Raw genomic sequence first — 15,909 nt, 5'->3', positions numbered from 1 at the left:
GGCAGCGCAATGGTGCGCATTGTCTGCTGCTCTAGCCTACCCGAGGGACTGTGCGGCCCGTCGAATCAGGCCTCCCCCTGTGATGCTGCACACGACCCTAGCGTTTTATCCACATAGGGCGTGGTTCACCTGGGACGTGCTTTACCCCCTGGCTAGCGTGTGGGGAAACGTACGAAGGACGCCAACACATGACGCTTAATTGCACCTTGGTCGCCGGCCCGGGATCCCGCCTTCAGCAATCCCTGGAATTGTCCATCGATGCTCCCGGCGGCACGCCCGGCCACGCCATTCACGAACAATTGGCGTGCAAGTTCGGCGCGGGCACCGTCAATGTTGGTGGTGAGGACCTTCGTTCCCTCGTCGTCGGCACTCATCCCCTTGTCGAGGCGGCAGTGCTCGTCGACTGCGGGTCGGCGCCCGCCAGCACACGGACGCGGCGCCGGGCTGACGACGTTCCAGCCCAATTGGCCCTCACTGTGGACAGCGGAGCAGCAGCGGGAACCGTCGTACCGCTCCGCCGTGGCAGCTACAGCATCGGCCGCAGCGGTACGCGGGTCGTCATTCCGGACCCTGAACTCTCGCGTGAACATGCACGCGTCGTCGTCACGGAGACGAACATCATCCTGGTCGACCTGGACAGCGCCAACGGCACATTTGTTGACGGTGAAAGGATCCGCAACGCAGTCATCACCACCGATTCCCGCATCAGGTGCGGGCAGTCCTGCTTGTCACTGGTGTTCGCTGATCTGCCGGGAAGAGTTCTTGAAGACGCTGGCAGGTCGGTTGCGGAACCTATCGTGGTGCCAGGCCGCACCGACCCGGGCAACCGCCTGGGCCTGCTTCTGACCGCGATGCTCCCCCTGGCGATCGGAATCCTCCTGGCCGTATTTACAGGGATGTGGATGTTCCTGGTGTTCTCTGCTGCCTCGGTATTTTCCGCCCTGATACCGGCAGCCAACGGACGCCGCCAGCGGCGGCAATTGTCGCTGGCGGTACAGGAAGCCGTCCGGAAGGACAGGGAACGACGACGACGGTCCGCACCGTCCCTACCGCTGGTAGCTCTTGCGGCCGGGCAAGCTGCGGAGGCGCCCAGTCCTGAGTCCAACGAGGGCGTCTGGTTGCGGCTGGGGATGGCAGAACAGGCGGCGAACGTGCGAATTGAAGGCGCAGGCGATGTCAAACCCGTTCCCTCGGCCGGCATGGTGCCAGTCCGCCTCGACCCCGCCCGTCCGCTGACCACTGTGGCTGGCCCGCGCCGTGCAGTCGACGGCGCCATCAGGTCGCTGCTGATGCAACTGGCAGGGTACCCCTCCGGGTGCAGGACGCATGTCCTGATCCATGGACGCCCGGACGACCTGCCACTCGCTGCCCGGTTTCTTCCCCGGGTGACTCTGTTATCGGGAACCCTGGCTGGCGTGGACACAGTTAAGGGCAAACTTCCCCAAGGCTGCGAGCGCGGAGTCCTTCTGCTGTTGGGAGAAGGCCCCACGGTGGCCGGGAACTCCGTGTGTGAAGCCGCCCTTCAACAGGGGTGGGCTGTACTTCACTTCCAGCCGTCGGACGGAGTGTGCCCCGAGGCCGATGTCCTGTTGTCGGGGCGGAATTCAGTCCTCCGTATGGATGGCGACCAAACCCTCTTTGTCGCGGACCTTGCGCCGGAGGACGTGTTCACAAATTTCTGCCGGTCCCTGGCTGGCAGCGCTCGGCGGAAAGAGGAACAGCCGAACGGTGTGCCCACGGCGTGCAGCCTGCACGACGTCCTCCCCTTGACGGCCGCCGCCACGATCGAACGGTGGAACTCCAGTGGACAGGACGACAGCCTGGCGGTCCCCGTGGGTGTCAGCGCGGCGGGAACCCGAATGCTGGATCTCCGGTCGGATGGGCCACACCTACTGGTGGCGGGCACCACCGGCGCGGGAAAGTCCGAGCTCCTCCGGAGCCTCACGCTTGCACTGGCACTGAGCTACCCGCCCGAACGGGTCAACTTCTTCTTCATCGACTTCAAGGGCGGTTCCGGTCTCGGCCCGCTCAGCAGGCTTGTCCACTGCGTCGGGCTGCAGACGGATCTTTCCGTTCCGGAACTGGAGCGGACGCTGACATCACTTCGCGCCGAGGTCCAACTGCGGGAAAGACGCCTTGCTGCGGCGGACGTCCCCGACATCTCCATGTACCGGAACACACCGGGGGCCCACGAACTTGTCCTCCCGCACTTGATCATTGTGATTGATGAGTTCAGGATGCTCGTTGATGAAGCACCGGAGACCCTCCGTGAACTGATGCGCCTGGCATCCATTGGGCGGTCATTGGGCATCCATCTGGTCATGGCAACCCAGAGGCCCCAAGGAGCCTTGACCGCGGACATCCGTGCAAATGTCACCTCCAGCATCGCCCTCCGGGTGCAGTCCGACATGGAATCGGTCGACATCATCAATTCCCGCGGCGGCGGCCATCAGTGTTAACACCCCGGGCCGTGCCTTCCTGGCGCGGGGGACGGAGCCGGCGGAGGAGTTCCAGGCGGCGTCCTCCGCTTCCGGCGGAGGGGAATTCCGGATGCCGGGCATCGCCGTCCACCTGACAACCGATTGCCTCGCCCGGCCTCCGGCCCACCCGGTACCGGAGGCGCCCAGTCCACTGACTCCAGCACAGGCCGTGGAACCACTGGTGGCAATGGTGAGCAGCCTCTGCGCTGCCGGGGGCGTGCCGGATCCGAGGAAACCTGTCGTTCCTCCCCTGCCGATGGACCTGGAGGAAAGTGCTCCGGACTGTTCAGCCGGTTCTGCATTTTTTGAATCCTGGTGCCAAGCGCCCGAGCGCTCAAGTGGCCAGGTAAGGCTTGGCTTGATGGATCTACCTGGCAAACAAAAGGTGGAGTACTTGGTGTGGCGTCCTGAGGTCCATAGCCATGCGGCCTTTATCGGCGGCCCCGCTTCCGGGGCCGCAGGGTCCTTGGCAGCGATGATTGACCGTTTGATGGACAGCCCCAGTGAAACACATTTTTACTTCCTCGACGGGGCGGGAAGCTTCCTGGGGCTCGCCGGCGAAAGTCGGACAGGTGCGCATGCAGGAGTACACGATCTTCGGCGAGGGGTACGCGTGCTTGAGCGGCTTGTCGGGGAACTGGGCCGGCGCCTGGCCCAACCAGCGGCTGAGCACATACCTCTCACTGTCGCCATTTCAGGGTGGGGGTCCTGGGTTTCCGCTTTCCGGTCGGGGCCGTTGGCGTGGGCAGAGGATCTGGTCCATGACCTCGTCCGCGACGGCGCCATGGCGGGAATTACACTGCTGCTGTCGGGAGAGCGGGAGTTGGTTACCGCCAGATTCTTCGCTGCCGTTCCGAACCGCTTTTACTTCCCGGCTGGATCCACGGAGGAAAGCCGGGCACTGTGGCCCAGGATGCCTGCCACTGTGGCAGTCGAAGGCAGGGCAGTGGCCTTCGGTCCCATCGCTGGAGATGGCCCTGCTGTCTGTCAGCTTTACCGACATCCAGGTCGGGAGGGCGGTGACGTGAACGCTTCCAAACACCCGAAGGCCTTGTCACCGCCATTTCGCGTGGATCCCCTCCCCGCCGTCATCACAACAGGCCAGGTGGCAGCCTTGGCGGAACTGACGGTTGCACGCCCTTCGTCGTCGAAGCCGGGCAAGCCGGCACTGCAGCCAGTGGGCGGGAATCCACTTCGTCGGGGTGGGAGCAGCAGTGCGGGGCAGATCCAGGGGGGTGGCAGGCATCAGGAGGTACTCCTCGGAGTGGCCGGGGACGAGGTGGGCGCGGTCTCCGTCCGGCTTCCGCATGCCGGCGTCGTGGCTGTTCTTGGCAACCCCGGAAGCGGCAGGAGCAATACCCTGAAGTCCTTGGTGGCGCTTAACCCTGATCAGCCGTGGTGCCTGCCATCCGGATCTCCTACGTCCACGCAAGACTGCTGGGCGGACGTGCTCCTGCAGTCCGAGGGAGGCGTACTGCCACGGGAGACCGTTCTGCTCGTCGATGACGTCGACCTCCTTGCCCCGCCGGAGTGGAGGGCGCTGGAGCAGTTAAACGCCTTGGGCCATTCGCTCGTGGTTGCCGCCGCCTACAGCCCCGCCCTTATCCAGCGCGTTCCACTCATGATGGGTGCGAGGGCCTCAGGGGTGGGACTGCTGCTGGGCCCCCGATCCTTTGCCGACGGCGACTTCTACGGGGTCCGCTTCGAAGTGGAGCCGCACTCCCCGCCCGGACGTGGTGTCCTCATTTCCGGGGGCATGTCCCTCGCCCTGCAGGTGGCGTGGGGAGGCCCGGGAGAGAAGGCAGCCGGGCCTGGATAAGGGCACACGTCTTGAGAAGACAGGTCCCGGCCGTGGGGCACGGACCCCTAACCAGTGGTCAACGCCGGAAAAGACATCGACCGTCGACCGCGGCCACCTCAGAGGGCGGGAGGTGCGCTACCTGTCCGGGAGGCATGGGTGATCACTGGGGTGGAAAACAGGAGGACAATGGCGACGATCGCCGGAACCAGCATTGCCAGCCCGGGCAGGACCAGCCCGCTGGTCAGCGCCGGCACTCCAATGGTCAGGACGAACAATTGCGCTACCAGCGCAGCGGCCCGGGTCCAGCGGTACCCGCGGTAAAGAAAAACAGCCACAGCAAACAGCCACGCTGAAAAGGCCAGCAGGAGGCCGAGGGTGAAAACAGCTCCCCAGAATGACAGGACAGGGCTTCCAGAGAGCAACTCGTAGGCGTACCAGCCGGCAGCGGCGAGGAGGGCGGTGGCCTCGGCAGCTGCAACAATGGCCACCACTTTTGCCGCGCCGGGGACAGTGCCCGGCAGGTGACCGCCCGGAGGGGTCATCCCGTCGTGGCCGTCGGGAGAAGATGCGCTGCCTGCTGGTTCTGCGGGGGGTCTTGACACACTCGCACCCTACCGGACATAGTCGGACACTGGTGAGGGCCGGAGCCGCCACTGTGATGTATCGCTCAGGGTTTCGAGGGATATCGTGCGTTCTTACCCCTTGTTTACACAGCGTTAACATGACAGGCTTGAATGCAGATGACCAAGGGGGCCCCAAGGGCCCTTTTCCTTTGTAGCCACTAGTGAATAATTTCACAAAGGCTCTTCCCAGAAATGGAGCAACTGATCAGCATGGATTGGCGTAACCGCGCAGCGTGCCTCGACAAGGACCCGGAACTGTTCTTCCCCGTCGGAAATACAGGACCGGCCCTCCTGCAAATCGAGGAAGCCAAGAGCGTCTGCCGCCGCTGCCCGGTCGTAGACACTTGCCTGCAGTGGGCCCTTGAGTCCGGCCAGGACGCCGGTGTCTGGGGTGGTATGAGTGAGGACGAGCGCCGGGCCCTCAAGCGCCGTGCTGCCCGTGCACGCCGCGCTTCCTAGGACGGCCAGCCACACGTAGCCCGTCCGAATATGGCTTAAGCCAATCAGCCTGGCATTGCAAAGACCCCGGGACAATCCACTCTGGATTGTCCCGGGGTCTTTGCTTGGTTCAGCCTCCGGAGGCCCGGCTCGTGTTTCCGGAACTAAGCACCGGCCGTGCCGCGTCGGCGGCTACTTCCCGGCGAGGCTGAGCCGGATCTTAACCTCAGTCCCACCGCCGTCACGGCGTTCCCAAGTAATGGTGCCGCCCAGTTCGCTGGTTACCAAAGTGCGCACAATCTGAAGCCCCAGCCCCTCGACATGCGGGGTCTGCGGCAGTCCCACGCCGTCGTCGGCGATAGTCACTGTCAGTTCTTCACCGTCTTCGCCTTCGGAGCGGTCAGCAAGCAGCCACACTGTTCCTGCCCGGCCCTCGAGGCCATGCTCAACCGCGTTGGTGACCAGTTCGTTGATGACCAGGGCAAGCGGGGTGGCCAAATCGCTGGGAAGCTCTCCGAAGGTTCCCGAACGCTCGGTCCTGACCTGCTGCGACGGGGAAGCCACCTCAGCCGACAACCGGAACTGGCGCCCGATCAGCTCATCGAAATCAACGCTCTGGGTCAGGCCCTGCGACAAGGTTTCGTGGACCAGGGCAATGGTCGCGACCCGGCGCATGGCCTGCTCCAGCCCCTGCTTCGCCTCGTCGCTCACCATGCGCCTGGACTGCATCCGCAGGAGCGCGGCCACAGTCTGGAGATTGTTCTTGACCCGGTGGTGGATCTCCCGGATGGTGGCATCCTTGGTCACCAGCTCCATCTCACGCCGGCGCAGCTCAGAGACGTCCCGGCAAAGAACCAGCGCACCGAACCGCTGCTGTTCGTCCCGGAGCGGAATCGCCCGCAGGGACAGGCTCACGCCACGGGACTCGATCTCGCTGCGCCACGGCATACGCCCGGTAACCACCAGGGGCAGGGTCTCATCAACCATGCGCCGGTCCTTCAGGAGTCCGGCGGTGACCTCTGCAAGCGAGCGCCCTTCCAGGGATTCGCCGTCACCCAGGCGCCGGAAGGCAGAGACGCCATTGGGGCTGGCGTACTGCACGATGCCGTCGGCATCGAGCCGGATCAGCCCGTCCCCCACGCGCGGCGCTCCCCGGCGGGACCCGGTGGGCGAGGCAAAGTCCGGCCACAGCCCCAGCGTTCCCATCCGAAGCAGGTCGTACGCGCACTGGCGGTAGGTCAGCTCAAGCCGGGACGGCATCCGCGAACTGGACAGGTCCATGTGGGTGGTGACCACGGCAAGGGTCCGGCCGTTCCGGACCATGGGGACGGCCTCCACCCGCAGCGCCATTTCGCTGTTCCAGTTCGTTTCACTGGAGCGCTCAATGGACTTGCTGTGCCAGGCCTTGTCCACCAGTGGCTTCAGGTCGGAGCGGATCCCCTCCCCCACGAAGTCGCTGTGGAACGCGGTATGCGTGGTGGAGGGGCGCACATGCGCCAGGGCAATGTACCCAAGCTCGGGGTGGGGGAACCACAGCGCGAGGTCGGCAAACGCAAGGTCCGCGACCATCTGCCAGTCCCCCACCAGGAGGTGCAGCCATTCGGCATCGCCCGGCCCGAAATCAGCATGTTCCCTGATAGGGTCCGTAAAGATTGCCACTGCACCTCCATTTGCGACGCCGCACTGCTAGCGCCGGACGATTGACCTCAAGAGCCTCAATGCTACCGACAGTGAGGCCATGTCGTCGGCCTCAAGCGCATTCACTTCGTCGAACATGCTCTTCGCCCGGCCCAACTGCTCGGCGTTCTGCCCTTCCCAATCCTTGAGCCGCGCCTCGGGTGCATCAGTGGCGGACGTGGCGTCCAGCACCGCCGTCGTCATATCCGAGACGGTGGAGTACAGGTCATCCCGCAGCGCCGCGCGGGCCAAGGCCTGCCAGCGGTCCTGCCGCGGCAGGCTGCTGATACGCTCCAGCAGGGAATCCGCATGGAACCGGTTGAAGACGGTGTAGTAGACGGCCGCAATGTCCTCGACGCGGTCCTTCCGCGTCCGGGCAATCTTGGCGATATCCAGCAGCACGAAGCTTTCGAACAGCTCAGCCCAGCGCAGCGCGAGGTTCTCGGGAAGGTTCCATTCGCGTCCCTTCTCCAGCCACTCGGCCACCCGCTGCCGGTCATCGCCGCGCAGGTAGTCCAGGAGATGGGCACGCATCGGATCCATGAGCGGCTTGAACTCGCCCACAACGTCCGCGATGGGGCGCGAGACGCTTTCCTGGCTCAACAGCCACCGCACTGCCCGGTCGAGAAGCCGGCGGATGTCCAGATGGACCGTGCTCCAGTGCTCGGTGGGGAAGGAAGCAGGCAGGCTGTTCAGTTCAGCCACCATCGCATCCAGCTCATACACCTCCCGCAGTGCCACGAAAGCCTTCGCCACAGCCACTTCGCTGGCAGATGTCTCCTCCATGACCCGGAAGGCAAACGTGATTCCACCGAGGTTGATCATGTCGTTGGCCACCACGGTGGCGATGATTTCGCGGCGCAGCGGGTGGGTATCCAGCTCAGCGTCAAAGCGTTCACGCAGCTGGTGCGGGAAGTAGGAACGCAACGTGTCCTTGAACCAGGGGTCGTCCGCGAGGTCGCTGTCCCGCAGCGCTGAGGCAAGCTCGATCTTGGCGTAGGCGGCCAGCACCGACAGCTCAGGAGAGGTCAGGCCCTGCCCCTGCTGCAGCCGTTCCCGGAGCGCTTCCGTGGTCGGCAGCGCCTCCAGGTCCCGCTTCAGGTCTGCGCTTTTCTCCAGCCAGTCCATGAGCCGTTCATAGCTGGGGCTCCATTCGGCGACCCGCGTCCGGTCGTTCAGCAGCAGGATGTTCTGGTCGATGTTGTCCTCCAGGACCAGGCGGCCCACTTCATCGGTCATTGACGCGAGGAAATCAGCCCGCTCGGCGGCGGGCAGCTTGCCCGCGGCGACCATGCGGTCCACGAAGATCTTGATGTTCACTTCGTGGTCGGAGCAGTCGACGCCGGCCGAGTTGTCGATCGCGTCCGTGTTCAGAATGACCCCCTGAAGGGCGGCTTCAATGCGTCCGCGCTGGGTCATGCCCAGGTTTCCACCTTCGCCCACCACTTTGACCCGCAAGTCCCGGCCGTTGACGCGGATCGCGTCGTTGGCCTTATCGCCTACCGAGGCGTTCGTCTCCGAGCCCGCCTTCACGTACGTTCCGATTCCGCCGTTGTACAGCAGGTCGGCGGGGGCGAGCAGGATGGCGCGCAGGAGCTCGGGCGGGCTCAATTCGGTGGTCTCCGCCGGAAGTCCCAGCGCGGCGCGTACCTGGGGGGACACAGGAATGGACTTGGCCTGGCGGGCAAAGACCCCGCCGCCTTCGCTGATCAGCGACTTGTCATAGTCGTCCCAGGAGGACCTCGGCAGATCGAACAGCCGCTGCCGTTCCACGAATGAGCTTTCCTCGTCCGGGTTGGGGTCCAGGAAGATGTGGCGGTGGTCGAAGGCGGCCAGGAGGCGGATGTGCCGGGACAGCAGCATGCCGTTGCCGAAGACGTCCCCTGACATGTCTCCCACGCCCACCACGGTGAAGGGCTCAGTCTGAGTATCCAGGTCCAGCTCACTGAAGTGCCGCTTGACCGATTCCCAGGCACCCCGGGCGGTAATGCCCATGGCCTTGTGGTCGTACCCTACCGAGCCGCCGGAAGCGAAGGCGTCGCCCAGCCAGAATCCGTACTCCGCGGACAGTCCGTTTGCGATGTCCGAGAACGTCGCGGTTCCCTTGTCCGCCGCGACCACGAGGTACGAGTCGTCATCGTCATGCCTGACAACGTTCGACGGCGGGACAAGCCGCTCGCCGCCGGCTTCAGTGACGAGGTTGTCAGTCAGGTCGAGCAAGCCGCGGATGAAAGTCTTGTAGCTTTCAACCCCTTCCGCCATCCAGGCGGCCCGGTCGGTTGATGGGTCCGGGAGCTGCTTGGCGAAGAAGCCGCCCTTTGCCCCGGTGGGGACGATGACAGCATTCTTGACGGTCTGCGCCTTTACGAGGCCCAGGACTTCGGTCCGGAAGTCCTCTCGCCGGTCGGACCAGCGCAGGCCGCCGCGGGCAACCTTCCCGAAGCGGAGGTGGACACCTTCCACCCGCGGGGAGTAGACCCAGATCTCGAACATGGGCCGCGGGAACGGGAGGCCCTCGATCTGCGCCGGATCCAGCTTAAAGCTCAGGTGTGGCTTGTCCTGGTAAAAGTTGGTGCGGAGGGTGGCCTCGATGAGGTTGACGAAGGTGCGCAGGACGCGGTCGGCGTCGAGGGTGGCGACTTTCTCGATCGACACTGCCAGTTCCTGCCGGACGGTCGTCTGGGCTCCACCGCGGCCGGCTTCGCCAACAGCGGGATCAAAGCGGGCGGCAAAGAGTGCTGTCAGCCCCCGGGTCACATCCGGGTTGGCGAGGAGGGTGTCCGCCATGAAGCCGAAGGAGCTGCTGTTGCCCATCTGGCGCATGTACCGGGCATAGGCCCGAAGCACAGTGATCTGGCGCCAGTGCAGCCCTTCGCGCAGGACCAGCCGGTCAAAGCTGTCCGATTCGGCAGCGCCGGTGACCGCCGCGCCGAATGATTCGGCAAGGAGCTCACCCGTGGACACCGGATCCACCCCGGCCGGGTACTTCAGCCCCAGGTCGTAAAGGAAGAAGTCGCGGTGGTCGGCCGTTTCGATTTCGAAGGGGCGTTCGTCGAGGACTTCCAGTCCCAGGTTGTGGAAATAGGGCAGGATCTGGCTCAGGCTCTTGGGCTCCAGCATGTAGAGCTTGACCCTGGCGTCTTCCTCCAGCGTGGCGCCGGCACCCTCGGGAAGGTATACATGGACGCCGGGCCGGTCCTGACGGGCGCCGGTGTTCCGTTCGGCGGCCGCACCGTACTTCTCGAAACGCGAGATATCCTCCAGCGCGTCTTCGACTTCGTAGTCGACCCGGTAGCTTGCAGGGAACGCCTCGGCCCAGATGGCGGCAAGCTGTTTGGCTTCCGCCGGGTCCCGGCCCTCGCGGAGTACTTCCGCGATGCCTTCGCTCCAGGACCGTGCCGCGCGGACCAGCCGCTTTTCCAGCTCGTCGCTGTTGACGTGGCTGACGTCAGCGTCCTTGGGCAGCCGGATGCGGAAGAACAACCGTGCGAGGGCTGATTCGGTCATGCGGGCTTCGTAGTCGATCGACACCGCCTGGAATGTCTCGCGCAGTTCCTGCTCAATGCGGAGCCTGACGTTTGTGGTGTACCGGTCGCGGGGCAGGTAGACCACAGCGGACATGAACCGACCGTAAATGTCCGGCCTCAGGAACAACCGGGTCCGCCGCCGCTCCTGCAGCTTCTGGATACCAAGCGCTGTTGCCGCAAGATCGGGGATTTCGATCTGGAACAACTCGTCCCGCGGGTAGGTTTCCAGGATCCCCAGGAGGTCCTTGCCGGAGTGCGAGTCCGGCGGGAAGCCTGCGCTCTGCAGCACGGCGTCGACTTTTTCCCGCACGATGGGAATGTCGCGGACAGAACCGGCGTAGGCGCTGGTGGCGAAGAGCCCGATGAAGCGCCGCTCGCCGTTGACGTTGCCTGCCGCATCGAAACTCTTGACGCCGATGTAGTCCAGGTACGCAGAACGGTGCACTGTGGAACGGGAGTTGGCTTTGGTGATCACGAGGGCGCGCTTTTCCCGCGCTTTTTTGCGGCCGGTGTCGGTGAGGTGCTGGATATGCGGGGAGTCGGCGGCCGCCCGAAGCAGCCCCAGGCCGCTGTCCTCACGCAGTTCCAGGACGTCTTCGCCCTCGACGTTGAGCAGGTCGTATTCGCGGTAGCCGAGGAAGGTGAAATTTCCGTCGTCAAGCCAGCGCAGCAGATCCTTGGCCTGCCGCAGTTCCGCGATCTGGGCGGAGTTGGCCACCTGGTCCAGGCTTTCGGCGATTTCCAGTGCCTTCTGGCGCATCCTGGGCCAGTCCTCGACGGCCGCCCGGACGTCCTTCAGCACGCGGGTCAGGCCTGCGAGGAGGGATTGCTTGGCGTCGTCGGACACGCGGGAGATTTCGACGGCGATCCAGGACTCCATGTGCGAGGCGTCCTCGCCCTGCGCGATCAGGTGGGAAAGGTTCGGCATTGCCGCGGTATCTCCGCTGGAGATTCCCAGGTGCGCGGGGACCCTGTTGACCTTGACCAGTTCACCGGTTTCCCGGTTCCGGGTGGCCACGAAAAGCGGGTGGACCACCAGTTTGATGGCCGCGTGCTGACGGACGAGTTCGGCATTGACAGAGTCGACGAGGAACGGCATATCGTCGGTGACGACGAAGATGACGCTGCTGTCCTCTTCGTCGATGATCGAGATCTTTGCCTGTCCGGGCTGCCGGACGGCAGCAGCGGCCCGGTGCTGACTGGCCCGCGTCTCAAGGACATCGCGGGGGTAGCTGCGGGCATCCTCCTCAGCCAGGTGCTGGTAGTAGTCCCCCATGAAGCCTTCAAAGCCTTCAATGGAGAGGGGCTGGTCCTCCACGCTGGATCCAGACGACATCGACAACGCCTCCATATGAGATATTCGCCGCACCTTTGCAGCTCTTATGGCGAGCCTAGTCGTTTGCCCTTCGCCGTGGTGTGGAAGAAAATACAGAGGATTTTGCTTTTCGCTGGCCAGGTGCACAAACCAAACCGCGGATCGCATGTCTCAGGGGAGACTCCGGGGAAGCTTCGAGAAGCAGCGAGCCGCCGAGGAGCGCAGCGTCTGCCGCGGCGGGGTCGTGGGGAATGAAAGCTGCAAGCCCAGCGGCCGGCCCATATCGTTCCCATGCGTCCCGCAGCTGCCGCTCCGGATTCCTGCCCACCGCGGAGGCCCGCATTTTGTTCATGACGACAGTCGGAGACACCTGGGGGACGGCCGCCTCCAGGTCCGCGAGGCCACGAACCATCCGGGGCACACCCACGGGGTCGGCGGCCCCAATGGCATAGACCGTGTCAGCCAGTTCCAGGGGACGCAGGGTCGCCGCATTCCTCCGGGGCGCCATCGTGTCGAAACTGATTTCCTCATCCGCCTCGAGGCAGAAGCCGGTATCCACCACGACCACGTCGACCACCTCACGGGCTCGTTCCAGGACCAGCGACAGGGCGGTGGCCCGCAGCTCGGTCCATCGGTCTGCCCGCGTTATGCCCGTCAACACCCGGAATGTCCCGGATGACATGGCCACGGTGGCCGCCACCTTACGGAGGGCATCGGCGTCCAGCAGGCCTTGGTCGGCAAGCCTGCACGCCTGTGCCAGGCCGGCTGACTCATCCAGCAAGCCCAGCACGGCCGCGACGCTGGCACCGTACGTGTCGGCGTCGACCAGCAGGACGTCCTGCCCGTCCGCCGCCAGCTCGCCGGCGATGTTTACGGCGATCGTGGTTCTTCCCGGGGACCCTGCTGGACCCCAGACGGCCACAACTCGTCCGCCTCCATGACCCTGCGTATCAGGAGCCGGCTCAACAGGTTCCGTGAGCAGGGCAGCTCCAGTGTCAGAACCTGCGCTGAGGCGTGTTGGACGGGTGCCCCCGGTCAACTGCGCCACAGCCTCGGCGATCCGGTCGGAAAGCTGGGCGGACTCAACCCCCGTCTGGGCGGAGGCAACACCGATCTTCCGAAGCCTTGCGGCTTCCTCCGCGCTGTCGGTCAACGCAACCACGACAACACCAACTGCCCCAAGGCGGTCTACCAGGGAGGCTGTCAGCCCCTCGGATCCCTCGGCGACCACTGCCGCCCTCGCCAGGCCGCTCTGGCACGCTGCGAGCAGTTCGGGTAGTTCCGCGCACCTTCGCACCACCGTGACTGGACCATGCAGTCTTTCGAGTCCGCCCACCAGGTCCTCGCGGCTTTGCCCAACGGTGATGACGGGAATACTCACTTGGCTCCGCCCGGATTCCACACAACGGAGATCTTGGCCTCATTGGCCTGGGCACCCAGCAGGGCGGGCATCTGCCTGTCATCCACCAGGACCATCAACACCGTGCTCTTTGAGGATCCAAGTGCAGTCGACCCGCTGGTGACCTCGGCGATTTCAGCCCCGGGGAGAAGGAGTCTGGGTTCATTGAATCCGTTCTTTGCGTCCGGCTGCGCGACCCAGACGTCGACGCGGGCGCCGGCAACTGCCTGCGACGGCAGCGTCTGCTCAATGTTGAGGGCGACGGGTTTCCGGTCCAGCCCGTCAACCTCACCGAGGCTTGCCCGTGGAACCAGCTGGTCCTTGGCGATCCTTTGCAGGGCCACGACGCCCTCTGGCAGGCCCGACTCCACCGTAATGTAGTGCTGTTCGGTGTCGCCAAGCCGGACTTTGGCCCGGACGACGTTTTCCGGCGTCAGACGTTCTCCGACGGCAATTCCGTCCCGCGCCGCATACACCTCCGTGGTGCGGTCTGCGCTGTCAACGAGGTAGATGACTCCAGCGACGGACACCAGGACCAGGAGAACGCCCAAAAGCAGCCGGGGATCCCGCCACGATGGCCGCTTAAGCCGCGCTGCAGTGGCATTTGCTTCTGGAACCATACCGCTCTCCCCCCAGGCCTACCGGACCTCCACCCGGCGGCCGGTTAGCTCATTGTTGCCGCAAGAGCCCGGGAACAAAAGTCATTTTCTTATATGCCGCCAAACTGTGGATAACAGCAACAAAATATGCCACATGATGGCAAAATAGATGCATGCCAAGGTTCCTCACCCTCGCGGATGTCGCGGAGCAGCTCCAGATCAATTCCCCTGCCGCTTACGCCTTGGTCCGCAGCGGCGAACTCAAGGCCATCCAGGTGGGCGGGCGCGGTCAATGGCGCGTTGAGGAGAAGATGCTGGAGCAGTACATCGAGGAACGCTACGCCGAGGCCAGCCGCATGATCCAGGAATCGCGCTCCAAGTCGGTCTAGCCCGCCTGCGGGGCGCCGGAGTTGTTCGACCTGACCATTGCCACCACGGAGAACGGGATGGCTGATACCTGTCCCACGCTGCCGCTTCGTCGCGCCTCGCCCGGCACAACGGCGGCCAGGTCAAGGTAGTCGCTCCCGACCCGGTCGATGACTCCGGCCAGCCGCGTCATTCCAGCCCCACCCCCGATCGTCACCACCAGCTCGGAACGGTCCCGCGCCAGGCTCCGCAGGGAGTGGGCAAAGCCGAGTGACCGGCGGACCCGCGAGTTCTCTGCCCGCATATGCCTGCCCAGCCCCGTATAGCGCGCTGCGGCCCAATAGGGAATCAGGACCTGGTGCCGGCCCGCGTCCAGCACCAGCGCATCCGCTCCCGCGTGCAACAGTTCCCCCTGTATCGAATCACCGCAGAGCAAGTGGACGCCGATCCTGCACCCGATCGTTGCCCGGAGCCGGTCTTCAAGCGGTAGGCCCACCATCTCGGCCCGCGCCCGATCATTGACCTCCGTCTCCAGGGCCAGTCGATCGGCCTCCGCCAACTGGCTCTCCATGTCATTGAACAGTGCATCCCAGCGCATCCCGTCAGCGTAGGGACCCTCTGTCCCCCCGTCAACGCTTCGGAGTTTTTTCTCTCCAACGTATGGACAAACGTCGCATCACAGGATCAGACTAAGCAAACAACATCAAACTGCATCAAAACGTATCTAAGGAGGGGAAATGGCACATTTCGTCGGCGGGAAATGGTCCGATGCGTCCATGGCCCTGGCAGTCCTGGCACTTGGCCTCCTGCTTTGCCTCCTCGGGGTGGGCCTGCTGGCAGAGTGGCAGGAATCATCCGCACGTCATCACGAGGCGTCCGCCGGCGTCCTCCTGGCAGCAGCATCAGCAGCTGCAGGCCTTGGCCTGCTGCTGTGGTGGACAATTTCGATCCTGGGCGCCGCGGCAGCCGTCCTGCTGGAGCATCTGGGGAAGCGCAGCGCCGCCGCGGCCGCGCGCAAGTTCTCCCCCGGCTTCATGCAGCGGGCAGTGATTGCAGGCCTGTCCCTTCAACTCGTAACGGGCGTCGCAGCACATGCTGCACCGGCTCCACCTAGCCCAGAATGGACGCCCAGCCAGGTGCAGTCATCCTCGCCGACGGCCCCTGCGAAAAGCCCGGATATGGCACAGCACGGCGGATACGGCATGTCCGCTGGCACCAGTGGCCGGCCACAGTTCGTCCCGGAATGGAAACCATCAGCCGGCGGGGAGGAACTGCGACTGGAAGGAACAGGGTCCGGCCGACAACAGGCCTCCACGCTTGACCCGGGATGGCAGCCTGCTCCCCCGGTGGTGGAACCGGGCCTGCTGGCCGCGCCCCAGACCAGGACTGTCCCGGGTAGCGGCGGCACCGGCGGTGGCGGCGCAGGGGAAGTGGCAGTTCTCGCCGGCGACACGCTGTGGGACATCGTGGCGCAGTACCTGGGCCCGGACGCGTCGGATGTGGATATCGCCCTCGAATGGCCGCGATGGTACGCCGCCAACCGTGCGCAGATCGGTGGAAATCCCGACGTCCTGCTGCCCGGCCAGGTCCTCCAGGCGCCCGCAGCTCCCTAGCCGCTCAGGACGCCCACCCGTCAACCCACAGCATGCCCAACAACCAGGCAGACCAAGCGCCAGCCGGCTCC

11 protein-coding genes are annotated in these 15,909 nt (G+C 64.8%); 5 read left to right on the top strand and 6 right to left on the bottom strand.

Features of this window, described 5'->3' with window-relative positions; translation table 11 throughout:
* Positions 1–188: 188 nt before the first annotated feature.
* Together RM50_RS21055 and RM50_RS21050 are read left to right on the top strand one after the other, a co-directional pair.
* Positions 189–2,459, top strand: coding sequence for an FHA domain-containing protein (locus tag RM50_RS21055; protein WP_240471880.1), 2,271 nt, complete (start codon positions 189–191; stop codon positions 2,457–2,459).
* Positions 2,460–3,927: 1,468 nt separating this feature from the next.
* On the top strand, positions 3,928–4,299 hold the full coding sequence (locus tag RM50_RS21050) for a hypothetical protein (protein WP_240471879.1): 372 nt from the start codon (positions 3,928–3,930) through the stop codon (positions 4,297–4,299).
* A gap of 98 nt (positions 4,300–4,397) precedes the next feature.
* Here RM50_RS21050 and RM50_RS05375 read toward each other — a convergent pair whose 3' ends face one another.
* Positions 4,398–4,883 (bottom strand): hypothetical protein, encoded by a 486-nt coding sequence (locus RM50_RS05375; RefSeq protein WP_043450707.1) that lies wholly within the window; start codon positions 4,881–4,883, stop codon positions 4,398–4,400.
* 231 nt (positions 4,884–5,114) lie between these two features.
* Here RM50_RS05375 and RM50_RS05370 point away from each other — a divergent pair, with 231 nt between their 5' ends.
* Positions 5,115–5,363 carry a WhiB family transcriptional regulator gene (locus RM50_RS05370; RefSeq protein WP_003804966.1) on the top strand — a complete coding sequence of 83 codons (249 nt, stop codon included), beginning with the start codon at positions 5,115–5,117 and terminating at the stop codon, positions 5,361–5,363.
* A 171-nt stretch (positions 5,364–5,534) separates the two neighbouring features.
* Here the strand turns inward: RM50_RS05370 and RM50_RS05365 are convergent, their stop codons facing one another.
* The 4 genes from RM50_RS05365 to RM50_RS05350 are packed head-to-tail and all read right to left on the bottom strand — an operon-like array spanning position 5,535 to position 13,880.
* On the bottom strand, positions 5,535–7,001 hold the full coding sequence (locus RM50_RS05365) for a sensor histidine kinase (RefSeq protein ID WP_043450705.1): 1,467 nt from the start codon (positions 6,999–7,001) through the stop codon (positions 5,535–5,537).
* 27 nt (positions 7,002–7,028) lie between these two features.
* A complete protein-coding gene (locus RM50_RS05360) occupies positions 7,029–11,882 on the bottom strand; it encodes an NAD-glutamate dehydrogenase (protein WP_043450703.1) in 4,854 nt (1,617 codons plus the stop codon).
* A 55-nt stretch (positions 11,883–11,937) separates the two neighbouring features.
* Complete coding sequence (locus tag RM50_RS05355; protein WP_043450701.1) at positions 11,938–13,242, bottom strand: AAA family ATPase; 1,305 nt, start codon at positions 13,240–13,242, stop codon at positions 11,938–11,940.
* A complete protein-coding gene (locus tag RM50_RS05350) occupies positions 13,239–13,880 on the bottom strand; it encodes a hypothetical protein (RefSeq protein WP_043450700.1) in 642 nt (213 codons plus the stop codon). The genes RM50_RS05355 and RM50_RS05350 overlap by 4 nt, the downstream gene beginning before the upstream one ends.
* A gap of 152 nt (positions 13,881–14,032) precedes the next feature.
* Between RM50_RS05350 and RM50_RS05345 the strand changes: the two genes are divergently transcribed.
* Positions 14,033–14,248, top strand: coding sequence for a helix-turn-helix domain-containing protein (locus tag RM50_RS05345; protein WP_018768505.1), 216 nt, complete (start codon positions 14,033–14,035; stop codon positions 14,246–14,248).
* Here RM50_RS05345 and RM50_RS05340 read toward each other — a convergent pair.
* Positions 14,245–14,823, bottom strand: coding sequence for a hypothetical protein (locus RM50_RS05340; protein ID WP_043450698.1), 579 nt, complete (start codon positions 14,821–14,823; stop codon positions 14,245–14,247). The two genes, RM50_RS05345 and RM50_RS05340, sit on opposite strands and share 4 nt — an antisense overlap.
* 139 nt (positions 14,824–14,962) lie before the next feature.
* Between RM50_RS05340 and RM50_RS05335 the strand changes: the two genes are divergently transcribed.
* Positions 14,963–15,838, top strand: coding sequence for a LysM peptidoglycan-binding domain-containing protein (locus RM50_RS05335; RefSeq protein ID WP_052259978.1), 876 nt, complete (start codon positions 14,963–14,965; stop codon positions 15,836–15,838).
* Positions 15,839–15,909: the final 71 nt, after the last annotated feature.

Source organism: Pseudarthrobacter phenanthrenivorans (assembly GCF_000813845.1).
Classification (GTDB): domain Bacteria; phylum Actinomycetota; class Actinomycetes; order Actinomycetales; family Micrococcaceae; genus Arthrobacter; species Arthrobacter phenanthrenivorans_B.
This window is presented reverse-complemented; position numbering and strand designations above follow the sequence as displayed.

What these genes read in the sequence shown, in the direction of transcription:
- RM50_RS05360 (WP_043450703.1), bottom strand. Translation starts at nt 11,882, where the DNA reads ATGTCGTCTGGATCCAGCGTGGAGGACCAGCCCCTCTCCATTGAAGGC.
- RM50_RS05335 (WP_052259978.1), top strand. Translation starts at nt 14,963, where the DNA reads ATGGCACATTTCGTCGGCGGGAAATGGTCCGATGCGTCCATGGCCCTG.
- RM50_RS05345 (WP_018768505.1), top strand. Translation starts at nt 14,033, where the DNA reads ATGCCAAGGTTCCTCACCCTCGCGGATGTCGCGGAGCAGCTCCAGATC.
- RM50_RS21055 (WP_240471880.1), top strand. Translation starts at nt 189, where the DNA reads ATGACGCTTAATTGCACCTTGGTCGCCGGCCCGGGATCCCGCCTTCAG.
- RM50_RS05340 (WP_043450698.1), bottom strand. Translation starts at nt 14,823, where the DNA reads ATGCGCTGGGATGCACTGTTCAATGACATGGAGAGCCAGTTGGCGGAG.
- RM50_RS05350 (WP_043450700.1), bottom strand. Translation starts at nt 13,880, where the DNA reads ATGGTTCCAGAAGCAAATGCCACTGCAGCGCGGCTTAAGCGGCCATCG.
- RM50_RS05370 (WP_003804966.1), top strand. Translation starts at nt 5,115, where the DNA reads ATGGATTGGCGTAACCGCGCAGCGTGCCTCGACAAGGACCCGGAACTG.